General features: G+C 40.2%; 21 protein-coding genes, 2 rRNA genes and 1 riboswitch. Of the genes, 2 read left to right on the top strand and 21 right to left on the bottom strand.

The genetic code is table 11. The annotated features are described in order from the left end of the window. Positions 1-119: 119 nt before the first annotated feature. Genes AS180_RS16200 through AS180_RS16215 form a run of 4 tightly spaced genes read right to left on the bottom strand, consistent with a single transcriptional unit; the run spans position 120 to position 6320 of the window. A complete protein-coding gene (locus tag AS180_RS16200; RefSeq protein WP_061786497.1) occupies positions 120-1310 on the bottom strand; it encodes a CamS family sex pheromone protein in 1191 nt (396 codons plus the stop codon). 13 nt (positions 1311-1323) lie between these two features. Next, positions 1324-3330: an NAD-dependent DNA ligase LigA gene (ligA, locus tag AS180_RS16205; protein WP_062687144.1), complete on the bottom strand. Its 2007-nt coding sequence runs from the start codon at positions 3328-3330 to the stop codon at positions 1324-1326. A gap of 22 nt (positions 3331-3352) precedes the next feature. Then, positions 3353-5572 (bottom strand): DNA helicase PcrA, encoded by a 2220-nt coding sequence (pcrA, locus tag AS180_RS16210; protein ID WP_062687145.1) that lies wholly within the window; start codon positions 5570-5572, stop codon positions 3353-3355. A 43-nt stretch (positions 5573-5615) separates the two neighbouring features. Next, positions 5616-6320, bottom strand: a complete 705-nt coding sequence (locus tag AS180_RS16215; protein WP_062687146.1) for a heptaprenylglyceryl phosphate synthase — start codon at positions 6318-6320, stop codon at positions 5616-5618. A 462-nt stretch (positions 6321-6782) separates the two neighbouring features. Between AS180_RS16215 and AS180_RS16220 the strand changes: the two genes are divergently transcribed. Beyond that, positions 6783-8165 carry a glycine--tRNA ligase gene (locus AS180_RS16220; RefSeq protein WP_062687152.1) on the top strand — a complete coding sequence of 461 codons (1383 nt, stop codon included), beginning with the start codon at positions 6783-6785 and terminating at the stop codon, positions 8163-8165. A gap of 26 nt (positions 8166-8191) precedes the next feature. Here AS180_RS16220 and AS180_RS16225 read toward each other — a convergent pair whose 3' ends face one another. Continuing rightward, positions 8192-8497 (bottom strand): YerC/YecD family TrpR-related protein, encoded by a 306-nt coding sequence (locus AS180_RS16225; protein WP_025909065.1) that lies wholly within the window; start codon positions 8495-8497, stop codon positions 8192-8194. Positions 8498-8618: 121 nt separating this feature from the next. Then, complete coding sequence (locus AS180_RS16230; protein ID WP_062687147.1) at positions 8619-10367, bottom strand: adenine deaminase C-terminal domain-containing protein; 1749 nt, start codon at positions 10365-10367, stop codon at positions 8619-8621. 83 nt (positions 10368-10450) lie between these two features. On the opposite strand from AS180_RS16230, the gene AS180_RS16235 reads away from it, so the two are divergent. Beyond that, positions 10451-10696 carry a YgaP family membrane protein gene (locus AS180_RS16235; protein ID WP_025909067.1) on the top strand — a complete coding sequence of 82 codons (246 nt, stop codon included), beginning with the start codon at positions 10451-10453 and terminating at the stop codon, positions 10694-10696. A 37-nt stretch (positions 10697-10733) separates the two neighbouring features. On the opposite strand, the gene purD is transcribed toward AS180_RS16235, so the two are convergent. The 15 genes from purD to AS180_RS16310 all read right to left on the bottom strand — a co-directional run. Continuing rightward, positions 10734-12008: a phosphoribosylamine--glycine ligase gene (gene purD / locus AS180_RS16240; protein WP_025909068.1), complete on the bottom strand. Its 1275-nt coding sequence runs from the start codon at positions 12006-12008 to the stop codon at positions 10734-10736. A gap of 13 nt (positions 12009-12021) precedes the next feature. Beyond that, positions 12022-13560, bottom strand: a complete 1539-nt coding sequence (gene purH, locus AS180_RS16245; RefSeq protein ID WP_025909069.1) for a bifunctional phosphoribosylaminoimidazolecarboxamide formyltransferase/IMP cyclohydrolase — start codon at positions 13558-13560, stop codon at positions 12022-12024. A 99-nt stretch (positions 13561-13659) separates the two neighbouring features. Beyond that, entirely contained in the window at positions 13660-14238 is a 579-nt protein-coding gene (gene purN / locus AS180_RS16250) for a phosphoribosylglycinamide formyltransferase (protein WP_062687148.1), read from the bottom strand. After that, on the bottom strand, positions 14235-15272 hold the full coding sequence (gene purM, locus AS180_RS16255) for a phosphoribosylformylglycinamidine cyclo-ligase (RefSeq protein ID WP_062687149.1): 1038 nt from the start codon (positions 15270-15272) through the stop codon (positions 14235-14237). The genes purN and purM overlap by 4 nt, the downstream gene beginning before the upstream one ends. 26 nt (positions 15273-15298) lie before the next feature. Then, positions 15299-16711 (bottom strand): amidophosphoribosyltransferase, encoded by a 1413-nt coding sequence (gene purF, locus AS180_RS16260; RefSeq protein WP_025909072.1) that lies wholly within the window; start codon positions 16709-16711, stop codon positions 15299-15301. Beyond that, a complete protein-coding gene (gene purL, locus AS180_RS16265; protein WP_025909073.1) occupies positions 16696-18918 on the bottom strand; it encodes a phosphoribosylformylglycinamidine synthase subunit PurL in 2223 nt (740 codons plus the stop codon). The genes purF and purL overlap by 16 nt, the downstream gene beginning before the upstream one ends. Beyond that, positions 18902-19585, bottom strand: coding sequence for a phosphoribosylformylglycinamidine synthase subunit PurQ (gene purQ, locus AS180_RS16270; protein WP_062687150.1), 684 nt, complete (start codon positions 19583-19585; stop codon positions 18902-18904). Before purQ ends, purL begins: the two co-directional genes overlap by 17 nt. Then, on the bottom strand, positions 19582-19833 hold the full coding sequence (gene purS / locus AS180_RS16275) for a phosphoribosylformylglycinamidine synthase subunit PurS (RefSeq protein ID WP_025909075.1): 252 nt from the start codon (positions 19831-19833) through the stop codon (positions 19582-19584). The genes purQ and purS overlap by 4 nt, the downstream gene beginning before the upstream one ends. A gap of 7 nt (positions 19834-19840) precedes the next feature. Further along, positions 19841-20548, bottom strand: a complete 708-nt coding sequence (gene purC / locus AS180_RS16280; protein WP_062687151.1) for a phosphoribosylaminoimidazolesuccinocarboxamide synthase — start codon at positions 20546-20548, stop codon at positions 19841-19843. A gap of 74 nt (positions 20549-20622) precedes the next feature. After that, positions 20623-21915, bottom strand: coding sequence for an adenylosuccinate lyase (purB, locus tag AS180_RS16285; protein ID WP_025909077.1), 1293 nt, complete (start codon positions 21913-21915; stop codon positions 20623-20625). Further along, positions 21912-23057 carry a 5-(carboxyamino)imidazole ribonucleotide synthase gene (gene purK, locus AS180_RS16290; RefSeq protein WP_025909078.1) on the bottom strand — a complete coding sequence of 382 codons (1146 nt, stop codon included), beginning with the start codon at positions 23055-23057 and terminating at the stop codon, positions 21912-21914. The genes purB and purK overlap by 4 nt, the downstream gene beginning before the upstream one ends. Continuing rightward, positions 23050-23538 (bottom strand): 5-(carboxyamino)imidazole ribonucleotide mutase, encoded by a 489-nt coding sequence (gene purE / locus AS180_RS16295; RefSeq protein ID WP_025909079.1) that lies wholly within the window; start codon positions 23536-23538, stop codon positions 23050-23052. The genes purK and purE overlap by 8 nt, the downstream gene beginning before the upstream one ends. 133 nt (positions 23539-23671) lie before the next feature. Further along, positions 23672-23774, bottom strand: a riboswitch (purine riboswitch). Positions 23775-23857: 83 nt separating this feature from the next. Further along, positions 23858-24061 (bottom strand): NETI motif-containing protein, encoded by a 204-nt coding sequence (locus tag AS180_RS16300; protein WP_025909080.1) that lies wholly within the window; start codon positions 24059-24061, stop codon positions 23858-23860. A gap of 70 nt (positions 24062-24131) precedes the next feature. Beyond that, a 5S ribosomal RNA gene (gene rrf / locus AS180_RS16305) occupies positions 24132-24247 on the bottom strand. Between the two features lie 65 nt (positions 24248-24312). Beyond that, positions 24313-24423: ribosomal RNA gene (locus tag AS180_RS16310) — 23S ribosomal RNA — on the bottom strand; the annotation flags it as partial.

Genomic DNA, 24423 nt, shown 5'->3' on the forward strand with positions numbered 1-24423 from the left:
AGTTCCTTGCGCTTCCTTAGTGGTTGGTCGATGTGTACCCCCACAGTGGACTTTCACCACCTAGATAGTTGCCATGCCTGGCACACATGAAAAAGCCGCTCAGGTGAGCGGCTTTTAACTTAGTTTTCGTAAATATGCACGGTTGGCGTTTCTTGATCAGGCTTACGGATAATCAGTGCTTCCGGACCGTTTACAGACGTAATGGAAATGCTTGTTTCCATATAGTCTGGGAAATGATCAAGCATTAATCCAGCAACATACTGAGTAAACCCAACAATTTCACCTTTTCCGTAAAATTGAATTGGGATTTCAATGGACATTCTCTGCATCTGACCATCGATATAATGACCTTTCCCTACTACACTTGTAAAGTTCGGGAAGTAATCTTCAATTTGTGCTTTGAATTCATTAAACTTCATTGCATCATCGCGATAGTCTTTATCGGCAGCAGATGACGGGAATAGGTAATACTTTTCATCAACTTTATCCCAGCTGTTCACTGAGTTACGTCCTTTGCCAGCTTGGCCAACGCTAATGAAGTTCCCAGGTGTTAAAGAAGATTTTGGATTTTGCTTAAAGATTGCCACCGTGATTGGCACTTGTTCTAGTCCCTTCTTTTTACGCATACGATCCACGATGGTATTTGCTATCTCTTTGCCTCGCTCTTCAATTTCTTTATCATCCAGCTTAACTTCACGAGCGTATCCATCTTCTTGCGTATAGTAGTGGACAGAGTTCATTGCCAGACCAATAACTACCCCGCCAAGCGCAACTTTATCGTCACCGTCTTGAACTAAGTAGTTTTGCTCCGTAATGTGAGCCAAATACATGGGGCTTCTTTCATTTCGTGCTTTTAAGTCTCCATCACCCGTATCGGCTGGATTGAGACCTTCATTCTTTAATGAATCACGATCATTTTCCTCTGTCTTATCCTTTAGTTCTTTAAACTGCGCGTCTGTTTTCTTACGGCTTAACCATGAACGAATCGTCTCTTTGTCTAGATATTGCCCTTCTTGGAACACATATTTGTCAGGTGAAAAATCATCTTGCGCTAGACGCATTAATCCTGTTTCAAACTCTTGAATATCAAGGCGATTATTCATATTCGCTGCTACAAGGCCTCTCGCTACTCCCGGTTTATAAGGAAGAATTGTCCGGTAATACTCATCTGAAATGCTGTATTTTGGGATAACAGCTTTTTCATTTTTATCATCTGTTTGTTGAACAATCTCTTCCTCTTTCGAAAAATTAGGTGTACATGCTGAGGTTATAAGCATGACCATAAGAGACAGTAAAAATATCTTTTTCAACTATACACACCTCTTATTTGTTTAATTCAATAAGTAACCTCGCTTCGTCCCACACTTCAATGCCAAGCTCATTTGCTTTAGCAAGTTTAGAACCTGCGTCTTCCCCCGCAATGACAAGGTCTGTTTTCTTACTTACACTACCTGTTACTTTTCCGCCTAAAGCTTCAATCTCCGCCTTTGCTTCACTTCTACCTAACTCTTCTAATTTACCAGTTAAAACAATCGTTTTACCAGCAAAAACAGAATCAGACTCTTCTACATTGACTGGTTTTGGGCCTTTATACGTCATGTTAACGCCGGCTTCTTGAAGCTCGCTCAACAGCTCTTGCACTTCTTCTTGTGAAAAGTATGTAACGATTGCATCGGCCATCTTATCACCGATCTCATTAATTGTCACTAACTCATCATACGTTGCTTTTTGCAACTTGTCCATCGTATCAAATTGTTGTGCTAGGGTTTTTGCTGCTTTGGCACCAACGTGACGAATGCCTAGACCAAATAGCAACCTTTCAAGAGAATTCTCTTTAGAAGCTTCAATGGCTTTTAACAGATTATCCGCTGATTTCTCACCCATTCGCTCAAGCTCAATTAACTGCTCTTTTGTTAGTTCGTAAAGATCCGCTACGTCTTTGATTAACTCTTCTTTAAAGAGTTGAGTAATCACTTTCTCACCAAGACCATCAATATTCATTGCATTGCGAGACACAAAGTGAATGAGCCCTTCACGAATTTGAGCTGGGCAGCTTGGATTAATACAGCGAAGCGCTACTTCTCCTTCCAAGCGAACAAGTTCACTCTCACATTCCGGGCAGTGAGTTGGCATCGTAAACTCTTGTTCCTCACCCGTTCGTTTTTCGGTAATTACATTCACAACTTCCGGAATAATATCGCCCGCTTTCTTAATAACTACTTGGTCGCCGATGCGAATGTCTTTTTCACGAATCAAGTCTTCATTGTGTAAAGATGCGCGCTGCACGGTCGTACCGGCAACCTGCACAGGTTCTAAAATGGCCGTCGGCGTAATAACACCTGTACGTCCAACCGTGAGCTCGATATCTTTTAGAGTTGTTACAACTTCTTCTGCAGGAAACTTATAAGCGATTGCCCAACGCGGACTTTTTGCCGTTGTACCAAGCTCACTCTGTTGCTCAAACGAATCGACTTTAATAACAATCCCATCGATATCATAAGCAAGAGATGGGCGTTTTTCCTGCCAGTTTTCAATGTAAGCAAGAACTTCTTCAATGGTAGCACATTTTTGACGCTCTTTATTTGTTTTAAAACCAAGATGGTCTAAAAGGTCTAAGCTTTCACTATGAGCTTCTACTTCCTGCTCACCCGCATCCGTCATTGCATACACAAAAATATCAAGATTTCGCTTTGCTGCAATTTTAGGATCTAACTGACGCAGTGAACCAGCAGCGGCATTACGAGGGTTTGCAAACGGAAGCTCTTCATTTTGAATCTTAGCTTCATTTAATTTTTCAAATGACTTTCTCGGCATGAATGCTTCTCCGCGCACTTCCATTGTCACCGGGTCTTTTACACGAAGAGGAATTGAACGAATTGTTTTCAGATTCTCGGTGATGTCTTCACCAATTGTCCCATCTCCACGCGTAGCTCCACGTACTAGGTAGCCATCCTCGTAAAGTAAAGAGACTGCTAAGCCATCGATTTTCAACTCGCATACATAGGAAAAATCATCTCCTACGACTTGGCGAATACGACGATCAAAATCACGCAAATCCTGCTCATCAAACGCATTGCCTAAGCTGAGCATCGGCGTGCGGTGCTCAACCTTTTGAAAGGCATCAAGCACCTGGCCGCCAACGCGCTGAGTAGGAGAATCTTGCGTTTTCAACTCCGGAAATGCTTCTTCTAATTTAATCAGCTCGTTCATTAAGCGGTCGTATTCCGCATCCGGAACTGTTGGCTGATCTAATACATGATACTCATAGTTATAGCGATTTAAAAGCTCATGCAACTCTTGAATTCTTTGTTTGCTCGTTTCAAGATCCATATCCTTACTCCTTTTTCACACATTATACTTTTGTTACAGGTGCAAATTTAGCCAACAGACGCTTTACTCCCACTGGACTTGGAAACGCAATGTCCAATTCTTTTGAGTCTCCTTCTCCTTTAACGCTAACCACTGTACCGATACCCCATTTTTTATGCTCCGCTTTGTCGCCAACCCTCCAGCCAATTGATTCGCCACCGGTAGACGTGAGCGTTGTTTTTGCAACGGCCGCTTGTCTGCGAGCAGCATATGGTGATGCGCTTCTTCCGCTTGGCTGCATCGGTGATTTCTTCGCTTCATTCAGCGACTCGATTAACTCAGATGGAATTTCGCTAATAAAGCGTGATGCCGGGTTAACGTTTGTCTTACCGAATAGTGTGCGCATTTGTGCGTTTAATAAGTAAAGTTCTTGTTCCGCACGCGTAATTCCAACGTATGCTAAGCGACGCTCTTCTTCCATTTCCATATCTTCAAAGAGTGAGCGGCTGTGTGGGAATACGCCTTCTTCCATACCAATTAAGAACACAACCGGGAACTCAAGTCCTTTTGCAGAGTGAAGAGTCATTAAGATAACTTGTTCGTTCTCATCTTCCTCTTCATCAAGCTGGTCGATATCAGCCACAAGCGCCAAGTCCGTTAAGAACGCGACTAAGCTTTTATCTTCGCTTGCTTCTTCAAAGGTTTTCGTAACAGATAAAAACTCATCAATGTTCTCTAAGCGACTTTGAGCTTCTATTGTTTTTTCCGTTTTGAGTGACTCTCGATAGCCCGTTCGCTCAAGTACTTCTTCCACAAGCTCTGTTACAGACATATAGTCTTGCACTTGAGCTAAGTTATCAATCATTGCTTGGAAATCTCGAAGCGTATTCGTTGCTTTGCCGGTTACCCCAATTAGCTCTACTTCATCAAGTGCTTTAAAGATTGAAATATCATGGGTTAGTGCATAGTTTGCTACTTTATCAACAGACGTTGCTCCTACGCCTCTCTTTGGTACATTCACAATGCGCGTTAAGCTAATATCATCATCTTGGTTTGCAATTAAGCGTAAGTACGCCAAAATATCTTTAATCTCTTTACGGTCGTAGAACTTAATCCCACCGACGATTGTATAGTTAATATTCGATTTTAATAATACTTCCTCCATCACACGCGACTGAGCGTTCGTGCGATATAGAATGGCAAAATCGCTATATTTGCGTTTACCAGCATCTACGGCTTCTTTAATTTTACGCGCTACAAATTGAGCCTCATCATGCTCGCTCATTGCCTGATAGCGATAAAGCTTTTGGCCATCCACGTTTTCTGTCCATAAATTTTTCGCTTTTCGGTTCATGTTGTTGGCAATAACTTCGTTCGCTGCTGCTAAAATATTTTTTGTTGAACGATAGTTTTGCTCTAATAAAATAACCGATGCCTTTGGATAGTCCTTTTCAAAAGAAAGAATGTTGGTAATATCCGCGCCGCGCCAGCGATAGATAGACTGATCTGAATCACCGACTACGCACACATTTTCAAAGCGCGCCGCTAGCAATCGAACAAGCATATACTGCGCATGGTTTGTATCTTGATACTCATCAACGTGAATATATTGAAACTTACGCTGATAGTAAGTGAGTACTTCTGGAACACGCTTAAAGAGCTGAATCGTCGTCATAATTAAGTCATCAAAGTCCAGCGCTTGATTTTTCTTAAGGCGCTTTTCATACTTTGTATACACCGTGCTCACGACTTCTTCGTAAGGACCCGCAGCTGTTTTTGCAAAGTCATCCGCTGTTTTTAACTCATTCTTTGCAGAACTGATGCTTCCTAGCAATGATCGTGGATCGAATTTTTTCGGATCTAGGTTTTCTTCTTTTAAGACGTTTTTAATAACCGATAACTGGTCTGTTGAATCGAGAATAGTAAAGTTTCGATTATAACCAATTCTGTCAATGTCTCGGCGTAGGATACGCACACACATGGAGTGGAACGTCGAAATCCAAATATCTTCTGCTACTCCACCAACGATTGCACTAACACGCTCTCTCATCTCACGAGCCGCTTTGTTTGTAAACGTAATCGCAAGGATATTCCAAGGCGCCACTTCTTTTTCAGCCATTAGATACGCGATGCGATGCGTGAGCACACGCGTCTTTCCGCTTCCTGCGCCGGCCATGATTAACAGCGGACCATCTGTTGTTTTTACCGCTTCTTTTTGCTCTGGGTTTAATCCCGTTAATAACTTTTCACTTAGAAAATTCATCATTTCACCGCCTAATCAAACATATGTTCTATTTTACTTTACTTTATTTTTCGTTCGCAACATTCTTTTTCACTGCATCTACTGTTTTTAACGCTGTTGATAAATCATCATAGATGACGTTCCCAACAACTACCGTATCTGCTATTTTCCCCATTTCAGTAGCCTGCTCTTTCGTTCTAATACCGCCACCGTAGAAAAGCTTTGTATTAGTTAACGACTTTTTTACCTTTTCAACAATATCAGGATTCCCGTACGTACCGCTATACTCTAAGTAAAAGATTGGTAAATTAAACATTCTTTCTGCCATTTGCGCGTACGCTACAATATCATCAGCGTCTAGGTCTGTTTTCGCACTCGTTAAAGTTGCTACTTTGGCTTCTGAATTTAGCACGCAATACCCTTCTACAAAGATTTCATCCCAATCCATAATTTCTCCATATTCTTTCATTGCGTGATGGTGTAAACCAGAGATCCACTTTGGGTCACTGCTGTTCAATACGGTTGGAATAAAGTAAGAGTCAAAGCCAGGAGTAACTGATTCAATTGTCGATACTTCTAAAGCACACGGCACCGTATAGCGACGAATACGCATTAAAAGCTGCAGCACGTTATCTAACGTAATGCCGTCTGACCCACCTACTATTACCGCGTCTGTACCGGACTCGCATACTTTTTCTAATGCTTCATCTGAAATTTCTTTATTTGGATCTAATTTAAATACGTGTCTCCATTCTTTTACGTCGTACATTGTATGAACCTCCATCTATTTATCCCGCAGCTCTTCACTATGCATTAACTTAACGGACTACTTTCCATTTGTTCATTATAACAAAACTAAGATTGGGAAACGAAACGAAAACTAATCTTTTTTGTCCACATTAATCAAAGCGAAAAAAGCATTTTGTTATAACGGTTATTGTATCCCTGCATAGGATATGCTAATATATAGCTACAAAATTGTATAGCCATACTTTGAAGGATTAATAGTACTTAAACCCTCTGCAGTAGAATAGCGATTTAGGGATAGTGAAAGCCTAAAGCAAGATTTAAGGAAAAGGCAATCTGGAGTATATACATGTTTAAGGTGGATACAGTACGTATCAACCAGGGTGGAACCGCGGGAAAATCTCTCGTCCCTGGGCATATGCTTGCATATGCCCAGGGACGAGAGATTTTTTTTATTACATCATTTATTATTGGAGGAATTATTATGAAAAAATCAATGGATCAAATTGTATCTCACGCGAAGCATCGCGGCTTTGTTTTTCAAGGCTCTGAGATTTACGGCGGCTTAGCAAACACTTGGGATTACGGTCCACTTGGCGTAGAACTTAAAAATAATATCAAAAAAGCTTGGTGGAAGAAATTCATTCAGCAGTCTCCTTACAACGTAGGGTTAGATGCTGCTATTTTAATGAATCCAAAAACATGGGAAGCTTCTGGTCACTTAGGAAACTTCAACGATCCAATGATTGACTGTAAAGATTGTAAAGCGCGCCATCGTGCTGATAAATTAATTGAAGAAAAGCTTCAAGAAAAAGATATTGAAATGATTGTAGACGGTCTTTCTTTTGATGAAATGAAAAAGTTAATTGCAGAGCATGAAATCACTTGCCCAGAGTGTGGTTCCGCAAACTTCACAGAAATTCGTCAATTTAACCTAATGTTTAAAACACACCAAGGGGTAACAGAAAGCTCTACAAACGAAATCTACCTTCGTCCTGAAACAGCTCAAGGTATCTTTGTAAACTTTAAAAACGTTCAGCGCTCTATGCGTAAGAAACTTCCTTTTGGTATCGGACAAATTGGTAAAAGTTTCCGTAACGAAATTACGCCAGGTAACTTTACGTTCCGTACGCGTGAATTTGAACAAATGGAGCTTGAGTTCTTCTGTAAACCAGGAACTGAACTAGAATGGTTCGATTACTGGAAGAAAACATGTGAACAGTGGCTATTATCTCTAGGTATGAAAGAAGAGAACATTCGACTTCGTGACCATGATTCAGATGAACTATCTCACTACAGTAACGCAACGACTGACTTTGAATACAAATTCCCATTTGGCTGGGGCGAACTATGGGGCGTAGCATCTCGTACAGACTATGATTTAAAACAACATATGGAGCACTCAGGTGAAGACTTCCAATACGTAGATCAAGAAACAAACGAGCGTTACGTACCATACTGCATCGAGCCTTCTTTAGGCGCAGACCGCGTAACGTTAGCGTACATGATTGATGCATATGAAGAAGAGGAACTAGAAGACGGTTCATCTCGTACAGTAATGCGCCTACACCCTGCTTTAGCACCGGTAAAAGCTGCGGTATTACCGCTTTCCAAAAAGCTTTCAACTGAAGCTCAAGCCGTATTTGCTGAATTAGCAAGCGACTTTATGGTTGACTACGATGACGCAGGTTCAATTGGTAAACGTTACCGTCGTCATGATGAGATTGGTACACCATTCTGTATCACATTTGACTTTGATTCATTAGAAGATAACCAAGTAACGGTTCGTGACCGCGACACAATGGAACAAAAACGTGTGCCAATTAGCGAGCTAAAATCCCTTCTAGAAGAAGCTGTTAAATTTTGATAAAGAAAAAGCGTGAGACGAATGTCTCACGCTTTTTCTTTATCATCTTGCAGGCGCTCTAATACCATTTGATACGCATCGCTACCATAGTTTAAGCAGCGTTTCACGCGTGAAATTGTTGCCGTACTTGCACCTGTTTCCGTTTCAATCTTATGGTACGTATTTCCTTCACGAAGCATACGTGCTACTTCTAAGCGCTGTGCTAATGATTGAATTTCATTAACCGTACACAAATCATCAAAGAATTGATAGCACTCTTCTATATTTTCTAAAGATAAAATTGCTTCGAATAATTGATCTAATTCTTTGCCGCGAAGTTTGTTAATTTGCATGTGCTGAAAACTCCTTTACACTAAACTTTCTATTCATTATCATTTATTCATGTTGTGTTTCATAAACAAAATTCCTGTCTTTTAAACGCTCTATTACAAAATGCTTTTACACTTTTATATTTTAACGCATTATTGACGGAAAAAGTACCTTTTTATTCATTACGTCATAAATTCCTGCCGGTGTCACTCGAATATAAGGTAAATGAGTAGATGAGAAAAAAAGAAGTGAATAGATTGGGTCTTCATGCTGATAGCCTCTTACTCTTAGCTCTTGTTTTAAATGCTCCTCTTGCGTCATTAAGACTTCCATTTTTGCAGTTGACATGCTTCCATTTAGAGTAAGCGGAAGCTCTGCAACGATTTTTTCACCCTCTGCAAGAGCAATGCCTCCACCCATTTCTTTCATTTTATGATAGGCGTATAGCATATCCTTTTTCGATTTTCCAATAAGAATAAAATCTCCCGTACTAGAAAACGAACTTGCTAATCCTTTAACATGCGTCGCAAAACCTTTCAACAGCGTGTTAATTCGCCATTTACCGTAGCGATCAATGAGCATGAAGAAACATTCATCATGGTTTGTATCTAAGCACTCATCCCCTACATTTAGTTGAATTGAGTAAGGCTCCATAATAACTGCGTTTTTCATATAAACACCCATAGGCATTGAAAATTGAAAGTCATCCATCTTAAGATTCCAGTTACAATCAAGCGGTTGAAATTGATACGAAGCCCAAGGGAAATATGTTTCGTTTTCTTTCTGTTCTTCTCCATTCTTTAAAACCCATTTTCCGCTTGCGAGAACGCTTACTGGTGTTGGACTTTCAGGGCCAGCGAGTAGATTAAGATTAGCTATACATCCAACGCCAATATGACCATGTAAGTGTTCAATATTATAATACCGTGCAATATTCGTAGAAACCATTTTATAGGCATCATTAATTGGCACGTGATGTTCAAGTGCTACCTTCACTAGCATATCTGAAACTCCGTCTGTATAAAAAGATGGTGGGGAACCATCCGTATTCATAGTCAAATGTTCATAATAACTGAGGTCTTCTTCATGTAGTTCATCCAAAATTTTCGGAAGGTCGGGACGAATGGAAGAATAGCGTAGCGATACATCGTACCCTAATGACAGCCTTGAAAGAACATCTTTTCCACTCATAGCCTCGTGATCCGCATCTGCTCCAAGCAATTTCATCTTAACAAGCGTTCGTTCTGAAGCTCCTGGGAAATGTCCTTCAATATGCTTTCCTAGCCGCTTTGCTTCCTGGATCCAATGAAGCATAAGATCATCTCCATTTAGCAAACGAGGCCAGCTCGTAAGCTCTCCTCCTTGTAGGACTGCATCATGATTTAACCACTTTTTAATATGGGCGTGAGAGAAAATCTCTGCTTCGTTTTCAAATTTCGTTTGAGAATCAAAGCGACACCACCAGTACATCGAATATGGTAGCGTTTTCATTTCTTCGATTAATGAAAATGCTGTTTCTGTATCTACTTGCAGCATAAGCATTAAGTTATCGTTGATTAATGTTGTTGTGCCGTGCTTAGCCGCATACTGTGCAAAAGTATGGGGATTATATAATTGAAACGGATGCACATGAGGTTCAATATAGCCGGGCACAATGTATTGGTCACGACAGTCAAACACTTCCGCAGATGAATCCAGCACAGCTGGCATTGCTTCACCAACGTACACAATGCGGTCGTCAACAATCCAAATGTTAGCTTTCATCCATTTATTTAAACGAGCATTTAAGTAGGTTGTTCCTTTTAATACAATCGTCGGGGATGTTTGATCACTCACAACCGAAAGCTGATTTCGAATTTGTCTATTTCTCCAACGATACATTCCTATCGACATGCGCTGTGCCTCCTTTTGGTTATACTGAATAGATTCCATTTACAAAATAACTTTTATTAATTTATGAGAAAAGGTGATGAAACATGAGACCAAATATTGGAATCATTAATGCTTTAATTCGACTTACGGTTGGCTTTACCCTGCTTTCTTTGGCAACCTCTCGTTTAACAAGACGCCCTTACCGGGATTCTTATTTATGGTTAGCTTTTTTGGCAGCAATGAAAATTGGTGAAGGAATTACGCGCTTTTGCCCTTTAGTATTTGCTTATGACAAATACCAAGAAGACCAACATGACTACACAGAGCGCCCACCGATTAACCCAAGTTAAAATGACCTAAATAAAAAGAAGAGCGAATGCTCTTCTTTTAGTTCTTTGATGCTTTTTCAAGGGCACGATATCCAATATCTTTTCGATAGAAGAAACCTTTTGCTACATCAATATGATTCATTTGTTTGTATACTTCTTCTTGTGCTTGTGAAAGTGTATCTCCTTTAGCTCCTACTAAAAGAACACGTCCTCCATTTGATACGTATGTTTGGCCATCTAAAGCTGTTCCAGCATGGAAAACAAGCGCTTCTTTGTTGATCTTTTCTAAGCCGTAAATTGGATTTCCTTTTTCATAAGATTCAGGATAACCAGCAGCTGCTAACACAATCCCCATAACGGCTTGATTATCCCACTCAATTTCAACGTCTTCGTTGTTTAAAATGCGAAGTAAAACATCAACTAAATCGCTTTTCATTCGCGGTAATACAACCTGTGTTTCAGGGTCACCAAATCGAGCATTAAATTCAATAACCTTTGGACCTTGCGCTGTTTGAATGAGTCCAGCATATAAAATACCCGTATACTCACAGCCTTCTTCAGCTAACCCTTCTGCCATTGGTAATAAAATTGTTTGAACCGCTTTTTCTACTTCAGCCTCACTGATTTGAGGAACCGGAGAATAAGCACCCATTCCACCAGTATTCGGGCCTTTATCCCCGTCAAACGCACGCTTATGATCTTGTGCAATGACCATTGGATATACCTTTGTACCACGTACGAATGCCATTAATGAAAATTCTTCACCGTCTAAAAATTCCTCAACTACAACAGTGGCGCTAGCTTCCTGGAACTTTTGATCAACCAAGAAGTCATGAAGTGTTTCTACAGCTTCTTCAACAGTTAAAGCGACAGTTACCCCCTTACCAGCAGCTAAGCCATCTGCTTTAATAACAATGGGTGCACCTTGTTTTTCTACATACGCTTTTGCCTCTTCGTAAGACGTAAATGTTTCATATGCAGCGGTAGGAATCTCATACTTTTTCATTAATTCTTTCGCAAAGCTTTTGCTTCCTTCAATCATAGCTGCTTTTTTACGAGGCCCAAAAATCGGCAGACCCTCAGCCTCGAAGCGATCTACAACTCCTTCAATTAGAGGATTTTCAGGGCCTACAATTGTTAGTTTGATATCTCTTTGTTTTGCAAAAGCCACTAGCTCATCATGATTGCTTTCATCGATTGAGACAAGCGTTGCCACGTCACTCATACCTGGATTACCGGGAGCTACAAATACTTCATTTACAAGTGGGCTTTTGGACGCTTTCCATGCAATTGTATGTTCTCTTCCACCTTTTCCGATAACTAAAACATTCACGTTCTTCACCTCATTAATGTTTAAAATGTCTTAAGCCTGTAAATACCATTGTAATGCCGTACTCATCTGCTTTTGCAATCGACTCTTCATCACGAATTGAACCACCTGGTTGAATAATTGCTGTAACACCAGCTTTAGCTGCTGCTTCAACTGTATCTCCCATTGGGAAGAAAGCATCTGATCCTAAAGCTGATCCTTGTGCTTTTTCACCCGCTTGCTCAATTGCAATTTTCGCTGCCCCAACGCGGTTCATTTGTCCAGCGCCTACTCCGACTGTCATATCGTCTTTTGCAAGTACAATCGCATTTGACTTTACATTTTTCACAACTTTCCATGCTAATTTCAAATCTGCCCATTCTTTTTCTGTTGGCTCACGCTTTGTTGGAACAGAAACCGTAGCATCGTCAAAACCAAATACATCTTCGTCCTGAACAAGCACGCCGCCTTTTACAGATGTTAAGAAGGATTCTTTTTGTGCATTTTCATCAAGCTCTACTGTTAGTAGACGTAAATTTTTCTTCGCTGTTAATACATCAATTGCTTCCTGATCAAATGAAGGAGCAATAATGATTTCTAAGAAGATTTCTTTTAATTGAATAGCTGTTTCGCGATCAATTGGACGGTTTGCTGCTACAATACCACCGAATATTGATGTTGGATCTGCTTCGTAAGCTTTTTGATAAGCTTGAGCAATCGTTTCACCCACACCTACTCCACATGGGTTCATATGTTTGATGGCCACAACAGCTGGCTCCGAAAATTCTTTTACAATCTGAAGTGCTGCGTTCGCATCATTAATATTGTTATAAGATAACTCTTTTCCATGCAGCTGCGTAGCCGTTGCAATTGAACCTTTTTGCGTTAATGGTTTTTTATAGAAAGCCGCTTCCTGATGTGGATTTTCTCCGTAGCGTAATCCTTGAACACGCTCATACGTTACTGTTAGCTTTTCAGGCGTCTTTTCACCCGTAATATTTGTTAGGTATTCAGCAATTAACGCATCATAAGCTGCCGTATGACGGAATACTTTCGCTGCTAGGCGCTGGTTTGTTTCAAACGAAACGTTTCCATTTGATTTTAATTCTTCTACTACGGTCGCATAGTCAGTTGGATCGACAACAACTGATACCGAACGATAGTTTTTAGCAGCTGAACGAAGCATTGTTGGTCCACCAATATCAATGTTTTCAATTGCTTCAGCAAGCGTTACATCGTCTTTTTCAATTGTCTTTTTAAACGGGTATAAGTTTACAACTACAAAGTCGATTGGTGAGATATTGTGCTCTTTCATTTGTGCCTGGTGCTCTTCGTTATCGCGTAACGCTAATAAAGCGCCATGAACATTGGGATGTAGCGTTTTTAAACGGCCATCTAAAATCTCAGGAAAACCTGTTACTTCAGAGATACCAATTACATCAATGCCGTTTTCTTCTAGCGTACGCTTTGTACCGCCAGTCGAAATAATTTCCACTCCTAATTCCTTCAGTTCTTTAGCAAATGAAACAATACCTTCTTTGTCAGATACGCTAATAAGCGCGCGTTTTGCTGTCATTTTGTAAACTCCTCCTGATTCGATCTCTCTTTTTATAACTTCCTTACACTATCACTCTACCATAGTAAAGTATTAAAACTTTTTTGACAACCCAGTCTATTATTTAACCATAAGCTGTTGAAACAGTTTGTTGAGTACTTGAGGATAAAACGTATGCTCAATCTCATGGATACGAGCTTCAACAGTCTCTCTTGTGTCTTCCTCATTTACACGAATTGCTTGCTGGTCAATAATCGGCCCCGTATCCATTCCTTCGTCTACAAAATGTACGGTAATACCAATAACCTTTACACCAGCATCAAATGCTTGCCCAATGGCATCCATGCCTGGGAACGCTGGTAATAATGAGGGATGAATATTAACAATTCGATTTTTATATGGTTGAAGTAATGTTGGACCAACTAAGCGCATGTAACCTGCTAATACTAGAAAATCTATGCTATTAGCCTGTAATTCGTTTAGAATTGCTTGTTCATAAGCTGCTTTATCAGGAAAGTCTTTAGGTGAGCAAACAAAGCACGGAATACCACATGCTTTTGCTCGCTCGATTACATACGCTTCTGGCTTATTACAAACCACAAGCTTAATCGTCGCCTTTAATTGACCCGATTGCGTTGCTTCGTATAGAGATTGAAAGTTGCTGCCGTTTCCTGAAGCAAAGACTGCAATATTCATCATCCAAGCACGCCTCCACTAAACTCTACCCCATTGCCTTCTGTCACGCGTCCAATCACAAACGCTTTTTCCCCTTTGCTTTCAATCGCATTGATGACCGCGTTCATTTCTTCTGGCTCCACCGCTAATACAAACCCAATTCCCATATTAAAAACTTCAAACATTTCTTTACGCTCTAAGCCACCATACTCTTGAAGGAAATCAAAGATTTTTGGAATTGGCCAAGAACCGTAGTCAATTTCTACTCCTAAACCATCTGGAAGCATGCGAGGAATGTTTTCAATAAACCCTCCGCCTGTAATATGGGCCATGCCTGCTACTTTTGCTGCTTCTAACGCTTGAAGCACAGGCTTTACATAAATTTTAGTTGGTGTTAAAAGCTCAAGGCCAAGAGCTTGATCAAATCCTTCATATACCTTTTGAAGATCCAGCTTTTGATCATCAACGATTTTTCGAACCAGTGAATAGCCATTGCTATGAATACCGCTTGATGAAATACCTACTAGTAGCTGTCCTGGCTTTACGTTCTCTCCAGTAATAATTTCCGATTTCTCAACCGCTCCAACTGTAAATCCAGCTAAGTCATATTCATCTTCCTCATATAACCCAGGCATTTCCGCTGTTTCACCGCCAATTAATGCACAATTTGACTGCTCGCATCCATCCGCAATTCCTTTTACAATTGCTTCGACTTTTTCAGGGACTGCTTTCCCACATGCAATATAATCCAGGAAATAAAGAGGCTCTGCACCTTGTACAACCACATCGTTTACACACATCGCTACAGCATCAATCCCGATAGTGTCGTGCTTATCCATTTGAAAAGCTAATTTTAATTTTGTACCAACACCGTCTGTTCCTGATACTAAAACAGGCTCTTTTAAGTTTAAGGAAGATAGATCAAACATTCCTCCAAATCCACCCACTGTGCCCATAATACCTTTACGCTCTGTTCGTGCAACGTGCTTTTTAATACGTGAAACGGCCTCGTAGCCTGCTTCTAAGTCAACTCCAGCTTGCTTATATGAATATGACATATTGTCACTCCTTTTTTACATTGAAACTAACAAGTTACTTTCTCATGTGGGTGTACGGTATCAGGATAAATTTCTGTTGGATATTTTCCTGTGAAACAAGCCATACACTGTCCACCGTTTTCATAATCTCGACCGATTGCTTCAATTAATCCTTCATTGCTTAAGAACTCCAAAGAGTCCGCTTCAATTAATTCACAAATTTCTTGTACAGAGCGAGTTGCTGCAATTAGCTCGGATGAAGAAGATGTATCAATTCCATAGAAGCATGGATTTTTGATTGGAGGTGCACTAATACGAACGTGAACTTCTTTCGCTCCTGCTTCTCGTAGCATGCGAACGATACGGCGACTTGTCGTTCCTCGAACGATTGAGTCATCAACCATGACAACACGCTTACCTTCTACAATCTTACGCACCGGAGACAGCTTCATTTTCACGCCTTGTTCGCGCAGCTCCTGTGATGGTTGAATAAACGTACGGCCAACATAGCGATTCTTAATTAATCCTAACTCATACGGAATACCTGATTGCTCGGCAAATCCAATGGCCGCTGAAATACTAGAATCCGGAACACCAGTTACAACATCTGCTTCGATTGGAGATTCCATCGCTAGCTGTTTTCCTAGGTTTTTACGTGCTGAATGCACATTAATACCATCAATGTTACTGTCTGGACGTGAGAAATAAATGTATTCCATACTGCAAATTGCACGATTTACATTTAACGTAAAGCGCTCAGATTTTATTCCTTCATCATCAATAATTAACAATTCTCCAGGTTCTACATCACGTTCGTGAACTGCTCCTACAATATCAAATGCACATGTTTCTGATGCCACGACATAAGCATCTCCTAGACGACCAAGTGATAGTGGACGTAAGCCATTTGGATCTAAAGCAACCATCATGGCATCTTCAGTTAAAATAACAAACGCATACGCACCCTTTACCATGGAGAGTGCATTTTTTACTTTGTCTTTCATATCACTATAGCCACTACGCTTAATTAAATGTGCTAACACTTCTGTATCAGAGGTGGATTGAAAAATGCTGCCTTGATTTTCAAGTTGGTGCTTTAGCGCATTGGCATTTACTAAGTTACCGTTGTGAGCTAATGCAATGCTTCCGTTATGAGAGCGGAAGTGAAGGGGCTGAACGTTTTCAAACCCTCCACCTCCTGCTGTTGCATAGCGCACGTGACCGATTGCTGCTTTTCCTTGAAGCTGATCAAGCTCACCGTGGCCGAATACTTCATTTACAAGGCCAACGCCTTTTGCCACGCTGACTTTTTCTCCATTTGTAACGGCAATTCCAGCTCCTTCTTGACCGCGGTGCTGAAGGCTGTGAAGGCCATAGTAAGCGATTTGACTTGCATTTTCATGACCCCATATGCCGAATACGCCACATTCTTCGTTTAAACCTTTTATTTCAGCAAGCATGGAATAGCTCCTTTCCAAGCTTTCGTTAAGTCTTGAACAAATTGTTGTACAACTGCATTTCCTTCATGCTTAATTGTTAATTCTCCGTTTTCAGTTACGCGTCCCACTAGCTTAGCATCCGCAACAATACTCTCGAAAGCCTGTTGATTTTGTGGTGCTACTGTCACAATAAAGCGTGATTGTGTTTCACTAAATAACTCTGCTGTTAGGTCACCGTTCACCGTAACTTCTACTCCAAGCCCGCTACCATTCATTACTTTCTCTGCTAGGGCTACCGCAAAACCACCTTCTGCAATATCATGTGCAGATTGTACAGTTCCTTGACGGATTGCTTGAAGAAGCTGATCTTGACGTGCTTTTTCTACTGATAAGTCTAGAGCAGGCGATTGGCCAAATACCTTACCGCTTTCAATTACTTTTTGAAGCTCAGTCCCAGCAAATTCTGCTTTCGCTTCGCCAATTACATAAATTAAGTCTTCTGCTTGTTTGGCATACTGAGTTGTAATATGCTTCACATCGTCAATTAGTCCAACCATTCCAATAACAGGTGTTGGATAAATTGCTTCACCTTTTGTTTCGTTATAAAGAGACACGTTACCACCGATTACTGGTGTTGAAAGCTGACGGCAAGCGTCGCTCATTCCGTCCGTTGCTTTTTCAATTTGCCAGAAAATTTCCGGCTTTTCTGGATTTCCAAAGTTTAAGCAGTCGGTAATTGCTAAAGGCTGTGCACCTGAACATACAAGATTACGAGCTGCTTCGGCTACGGCAATGCGTCCACCTACTTCAGGATCTAGATAAAGATAGCGAGAGTTACAGTCGGTTGTCATTGCTAATGCTTTATTTGTATCTCGCACGCGTACAACGGCTGCATCAGAACCAGGTGATACAACTGTATTTGTACGCACTTGATAGTCATATTGATTATAAACCCACTCTTTGTTTGCAATCGTTGGTTGTTGTAAAAGCTTCACTAGCATATCACTATGATTGTCTACTGTTGGTGCGTAAGCAGGTTGAGCTTGAAACTCACGGTAATAAGCTGGCTCTGCTGATGGTTTGTGATACACAGGTGCATCTTCTGCTAACGCATCAACTGGCACATCCGCTACCACCTCACCTTTATGAGTTAAACGAAGGCGTTTGTCATCTGTTACGTGACCAACTGATACTGCTTCTAAACCGTAGCGCTCTACGATATCTACAATCTCTTGCTCACGGCCTTTTTCAACAACGATTAGCATACGTTCTTGTGATTCAGAAAGCATCATCTCGTAAGGAGTCATACCTGTTTCACGCTGAGGTACAAGATCAAGATTCATTTCGATACCAGAACCTGCTTTACTCGCCATCTCTGCTGATGAACTCGTTAAACCAGCCGCTCCCATATCTTGAATACCAACTAATGCATCACATTTAATTAACTCTAAGCATGCTTCAAGAAGAAGCTTTTCCATAAATGGATCTCCCACTTGAACTGCTGGACGTTTTTCATCTGATTGATCTGAAAGTTCCTCTGATGCAAATGTTGCTCCATGGATACCATCGCGGCCCGTTTTAGCACCGACATACATCACCGTATTGCCAACACCTTTTGCTTGGCCTTTTTGGATGTCTTCGTGGTTAATTAAACCTACACACATTGCATTAACTAATGGGTTTCCTTCATAAGAGTCTTCAAACTGAATCTCTCCACCCACTGTTGGGATCCCAACGCAGTTACCGTAACCTGCAATCCCTGCTACTACTTCCTCAAACAAATGACGAACTTTTGGAGACGTCAGCTCTCCGAATCGTAAAGAGTTTAACAGCGCAATTGGTCTTGCTCCCATTGAAAAGACGTCACGGATAATTCCACCTACACCAGTTGCTGCTCCTTGGTAAGGTTCAATGGCTGATGGATGATTGTGACTTTCAATTTTAAATACAACTGCTTGATTATCGCCGATATCAACAATCCCTGCGCCTTCACCTGGTCCTTGAAGTACTTTTTCACCAGTAACAGGGAATTTCTTCAAAACAGGCTTAGAGTTTTTGTAGCTGCAGTGCTCTGACCACATAACAGAGAATAACCCTGTTTCTGTGTAGTTAGGCGTACGACCTAATAATTGCTCTACATTTGCAAACTCTTCATCTGTTAATCCCATATCTCGATATAGCTTTTGCTCTTTAATTTGCTCTACATTTGGTTCAAGAAGTAACGACATTTTGTTCCCTCCACTGCTTTACGATTGATTGAAATAATTTTAGTCCATCTGCGCTACCTAGAATATCACTAACTGCTCTTTCTGGGTGGGGCATCATTCCTAATACATTTCCTGCTTCATTTGAAATTCCTGCGATGTTTTGAAGACTTCCATTTGGGTTATCTTCGTATTGGAAAAGGATTTGATTGTTTTCAACCAATTGTTGTAACGTTTGTTCATCGCAATAGTAATTACCTTCACCATGTGCTACTGGAATTGCAATGATTTCGTCTTTGCCATAAGCATTTGTAAACATAGTTTCATTGTTAGCTACTTTTAAGTTAATGGTTTTACAGATAAATTTTAAATTTTCATTGCGACGCATAGCTCCTGGTAAAAGACCTGCTTCTAAAAGAATTTGGAACCCGTTGCAAACGCCTAATACAGGTTTTCCAGCCGCTGCTGCCTTTTTCACTTCATCCATTACGTTCGAAAAGCGTGCAATTGCACCTGAACGTAAGTAATCTCCGTATGAGAAGCCACCTGGTAACAGGATACCGTCATATTCGTCTAAAGACTTAGCATCGTGCCAAACATATTCTACTTCCTCACCAAGTTCATCTTTAATTGCATGATACATATCTACGTCACAGTTTGATCCTGGGAACACAATTACAGCAAATTTCACTGTACGACAACCTCCTCAACCTCGTAACGATAGTCTTCAATTACTGTATTCACTAAAAGCTTTTCACACATTTCTTTCACTCGCTCATCTAATGCATCTGTGCTATCAATTGTTAGCTCTAAGAACTTACCGATACGAACTTCTTGTACTTCTTCATAAGACATACGGTGTAATGAATTTTTAACGGCTACGCCTTGTGGATCTAGTACGCTTTCTCTTAATGTGACAAATACTTTTACTTTATACATGGTTGGGTTATCCTCCGATTCGCTGTAAGATTTTTTCGTATGCTTCTGTTAAACCGCCTAAATCTCTGCGGAAAACATCTTTATCTAATTTTTCGTTTGTATGAACATCCCAGAAACGGCAAGTGTCAGGTGAAATTTCATCAGCCAAGATGATATCTCCTTGAGACGTACGACCAAACTCTAATTTAAAATCAACTAAGAAAATGTCTCTCTCTTTAAAGAAAGAAGATAATACTTTATTAATTTGAAATGCTTGTGCTTTTAAGCTATCAATCTCTTCTTGAGTTGCAGCTTGTAGGAAAATGGCATGTTCGTCAAGGATTAACGGGTCTCCTAACGCATCATCTTTGTAATAAAGCTCTACAATTGGATTTTCAAATCGAATACCTTCTTCAACCCCAATACGCTTAGCTAAACTACCGGCTGTTGCGTTTCGAACCACTACTTCAAGCGGAACGATTTCAACCTGCTTTACTGCTTGCTCATAGTCAGATAGTTGTTTTACAAAATGTGTCTGAATTCCTTTTTCATGAAGCATTGAAAATAGCAAACTACTAATTTGGTTATTTAACTTTGCTTTTCCTTCAATCTCAGCTTTCTTTTCACCGTTAAATGCTGTTGCTTCATTTTTGTAAGCAACCCACAGTACATCTTGTTCATTTGTTGCATAAATCTTCTTTGCTTTTCCTTCGTAAAGTAGCCCTTGCTTTTCCATGCTGACACCTCTATATCCAGAATATTCTGATACCCATTTTTGCAGAAAGGCAAGGACTTACCTTGCCTTTTTTATTAAAGACCTAAACGTTCAAAAATCATATCTACACTTTTCAGATGATGCGTATGATCGAAGCAGTCATCAATTTCTTCTGCTGTTAAATGTTTTGTAATGCGCTCTTCTCCTTCGATTAGAGAGCGGAACGGGACTTGTGTTTCCCAAGCTTCCATCGCTTTAGGCTGAACTAGATCATATGCTTCTTCACGAACCATACCTTTGTTAATTAACGTTAGTAACACGCGCTGTGAATAAATTAAGCCGAGCGTACGATCCATATTGCGCTTCATGTTGTCTGGGAATACCGTTAAGTTTTTCACGATGTTTGCAAAACGATTTAACATGTAGTTCAGTGCAATTGTTGCATCTGGTAAGATAACGCGCTCTGCAGAAGAATGTGAGATATCACGTTCGTGCCAAAGTGGTACGTTATCATAAGCTGTTACCATGTATCCTCGAATTAGTCGTGCTAACCCCGTCACGTTTTCTGAACCAATTGGGTTACGCTTATGCGGCATAGCTGATGATCCCTTTTGACCTTTTGCGAAGTATTCTTCTACTTCACGTGTTTCACTCTTCTGAAGGCCACGAACTTCTACTGCAAACTTCTCAATTGAAGTTGCAATTAACGCTAGTACAGACATATAGTGTGCATGACGATCACGTTGTAGAGTTTGTGTAGAGATAGGAGCTGGCGAAATACCAAGTTTTTCACATACATACTTTTCAACAAACGGGTCGATGTTAGCAAACGTTCCAACTGCTCCAGACATTTTCCCAAACTCTACTTCAGCAGCTGCTCGCTTCAAACGCTCTAAGTTACGCTTCATTTCTTCGTACCATAACCCCATCTTTAAGCCAAATGTTGTTGGCTCTGCGTGGACACCGTGCGTACGACCCATCATAACCGTATATTTATGTTCTTGTGCTTTTTCTTTTAATACCTCAATAAAGCGCTCAACGTCGTTTACTAAAATATCGTTTGCTTGTTTAAGTAGGTAAGATAAAGCTGTGTCCACAACATCTGTAGAAGTTAAACCATAGTGTACCCACTTACGCTCTTCGCCAAGTGTTTCTGATACCGCACGAGTAAACGCAACAACGTCATGTCGTGTTTCAAGTTCAATTTCATTGATTCGATTAATATCAAAAGATGCATTTTCACGAATTAGCTTTACATCTTCTTTTGGAATGTGTCCTAATTCAGACCATGCTTCACAAGCTAAAATTTCAACTTCTAGCCAAGCTTTAAATTTATTCTCTTCAGTCCAAATTGCTGCCATCTCTGGTCTTGTATAACGTTCAATCATATTGTTAATTCCTCCGTTCTTTCCCATATTCCCAATGATTCGGCTTTTTCTACCGCCTCATCTATCTTATCAGCTAATACAGTAATATGTCCCATTTTTCGTTTATGTTTCGGAACTTTTTTTCCGTACAAATGAAGGTGCATATCGTCTAAATATTCGATTTTTGCCATTGTTTCTTCAATATGCTCTCCTAATAGGTTAACCATAACAGCAGGTTTTAACAATGTTGATTGAACTAGCGGCCAGTTACAAATCGCTCGAACGTGCTGCTGAAATTGCGATAAGCTGCAAGCATTGATTGAATAATGTCCGGAATTATGTGGTCTTGGTGCTAATTCATTAATATAGAGATTGCCTTCTTTTGTTAAGAACATCTCAACAGCAAGAGTCCCAACTAAGTTTAGGCCTTTTGCAATTTCTTTTGCATATTCAATTGCCGTTTGCTCTTGGCTAGCTGTAATACGTGCTGGCACAATGGTTTGGTGTAAAATATGATCTTTATGAATGTTCTCAGCAACTGGTAAGCATACAATGTCGCCTCTCATATTTCGGTGAACGATTACAGAAACTTCTTTATCTAAGTTCATCCATTGTTCTACGATACATTCAGACTGTGATAATAATCCTTCTGCTTCAACTACGTCATGACTGCTTTTTAAAAGAACTTGCCCTTTGCCGTCATAGCCTCCTCTACACGTTTTTACTACGCAAGGATAGCTAATCGTCTCGACAGCCTTTAACAGCTCTTCTTTATTCTTCACAATGGCATACTGAGGTACGTTTAGATTTAGATTAGTAATCATTTCTTTTTCTAAACGACGATTTTGAGTAACTGCTAATAAACGACTTCCTTGTGGCACATAACATTTCGTTTCTAACCACTTCATCATCTCAACATCAACGTTCTCAAATTCATATGTGATTACATCTGAAACTTCTGCAAGTCGTTCAATTGCCTTTCGATCGTCATAGGCACCAATCACTTTAATATCAGCTACTTGACCACATGGAGAGTCTTCTGTAGGTTCTAAAACAGCTATATAGTAACCCATTTCCTTAGCAGCTAGGGCAATCATTCTCCCTAGCTGGCCTCCGCCAACAATCCCTATTGTTTTTCCTGGACGTATAAGAACATTAGACAAGTTGATCACTGCTTTCTAATACGGATAATCGAATTGATTCTCTTCTCTCATCTAGCTGTTTACTAATGCCCGAATCTGATGTACCTAAAATTTGAGCTGCAAGCAAGCCTGCATTTGTTGCTCCTGCTTTGCCGATTGCTACTGTTGCGACCGGAACACCTCCGGGCATTTGAACGATGGACAGCAATGAATCTAAGCCATTCAAGTTACTTGATTTAACCGGTACACCAATCACAGGCAATACTGTTTTTGCAGCAATCATACCTGGTAAATGTGCTGCTCCCCCTGCTCCTGCGATAATAACTTGAATTCCTCTTTCCTTTGCTGTTTCGGCGTATTCAAACATATAATCTGGAGTTCTATGTGCCGATACAACTTTCTTTTCGTAAGCAATATCTAATTCTTCTAAGATGTCACAAGCATGTTGCATTGTAGACCAATCTGACTGACTTCCCATGACAACAGCAACTTTTACATTCATAGATAAAAGCTCCTTTTTTAATTTATAAAAAAAGCCTAGAATGATGTGATTTCCAAAAGGAAAGTCACAATCACTCTAGGCTTTATTAATTCGTACCTTTACTATAAGTTGCAGGATACGAATAGTTAATCCTAATTGATTGTTCTTTCCTCATAGTCCAATAATTTACGGTTATTGGGTAGAAACTCTCAGGCCATATTCCTGAATATTATATGAGGTTTCGTTTCTCTTATTTGCAACTTAATGATAACAGCCAACCATGAAAAAAGTCAACTCAAAAATCGAATATTTAACTTTTAATTTTTAATAATGTTCGTGTTTAAAGTGATTTTCCTTCAAATATGATTTGTTGCTTTACAGGAACATGCTCTTTAACCCCATTCTTGACCGTTTCTTCAAAGATAGGCTTTTCTATTCTTCTCACAGGCATATAGCCATCTTTTTTCATACGATCTAAACAATCAGCAATCGTTTCATTTTCACCTACTTCATACATAGCTTTTTTCTTTTTCTTCTCACTCATAGTAAAATCTCCTTTTTATTCGAGAATATAGAAAAAAGGCTAGTCATTTGACTAGCCTTTTTTCGCTGTTGCCTGGCAACGTCCTACTCTCACAGGGACAAAGTCCCAACTACCATCGGCGCTAGAGAACTTAACTTCCGTGTTCGGCATGGGAACGGGTGTGACCTCTCTGCTATCGTCACCAGACATGATTTGAGATTATTCTCTCAAAACTAGATAACATTTCGCTGAGTACTTCGTGTACTATCGTTTTGGTTAAGTCCTCGATCGATTAGTATCAGTCAGCTACACACGTCGCCGTGCTTCCACCTCTGACCTATCAACCTGATCATCTTTCAGGGATCTTACTAGCTTGCGCTATG

This window comes from Priestia veravalensis, assembly GCF_001457055.1.
Classification (GTDB): Bacteria; Bacillota; Bacilli; order Bacillales; family Bacillaceae_H; genus Priestia; species Priestia flexa.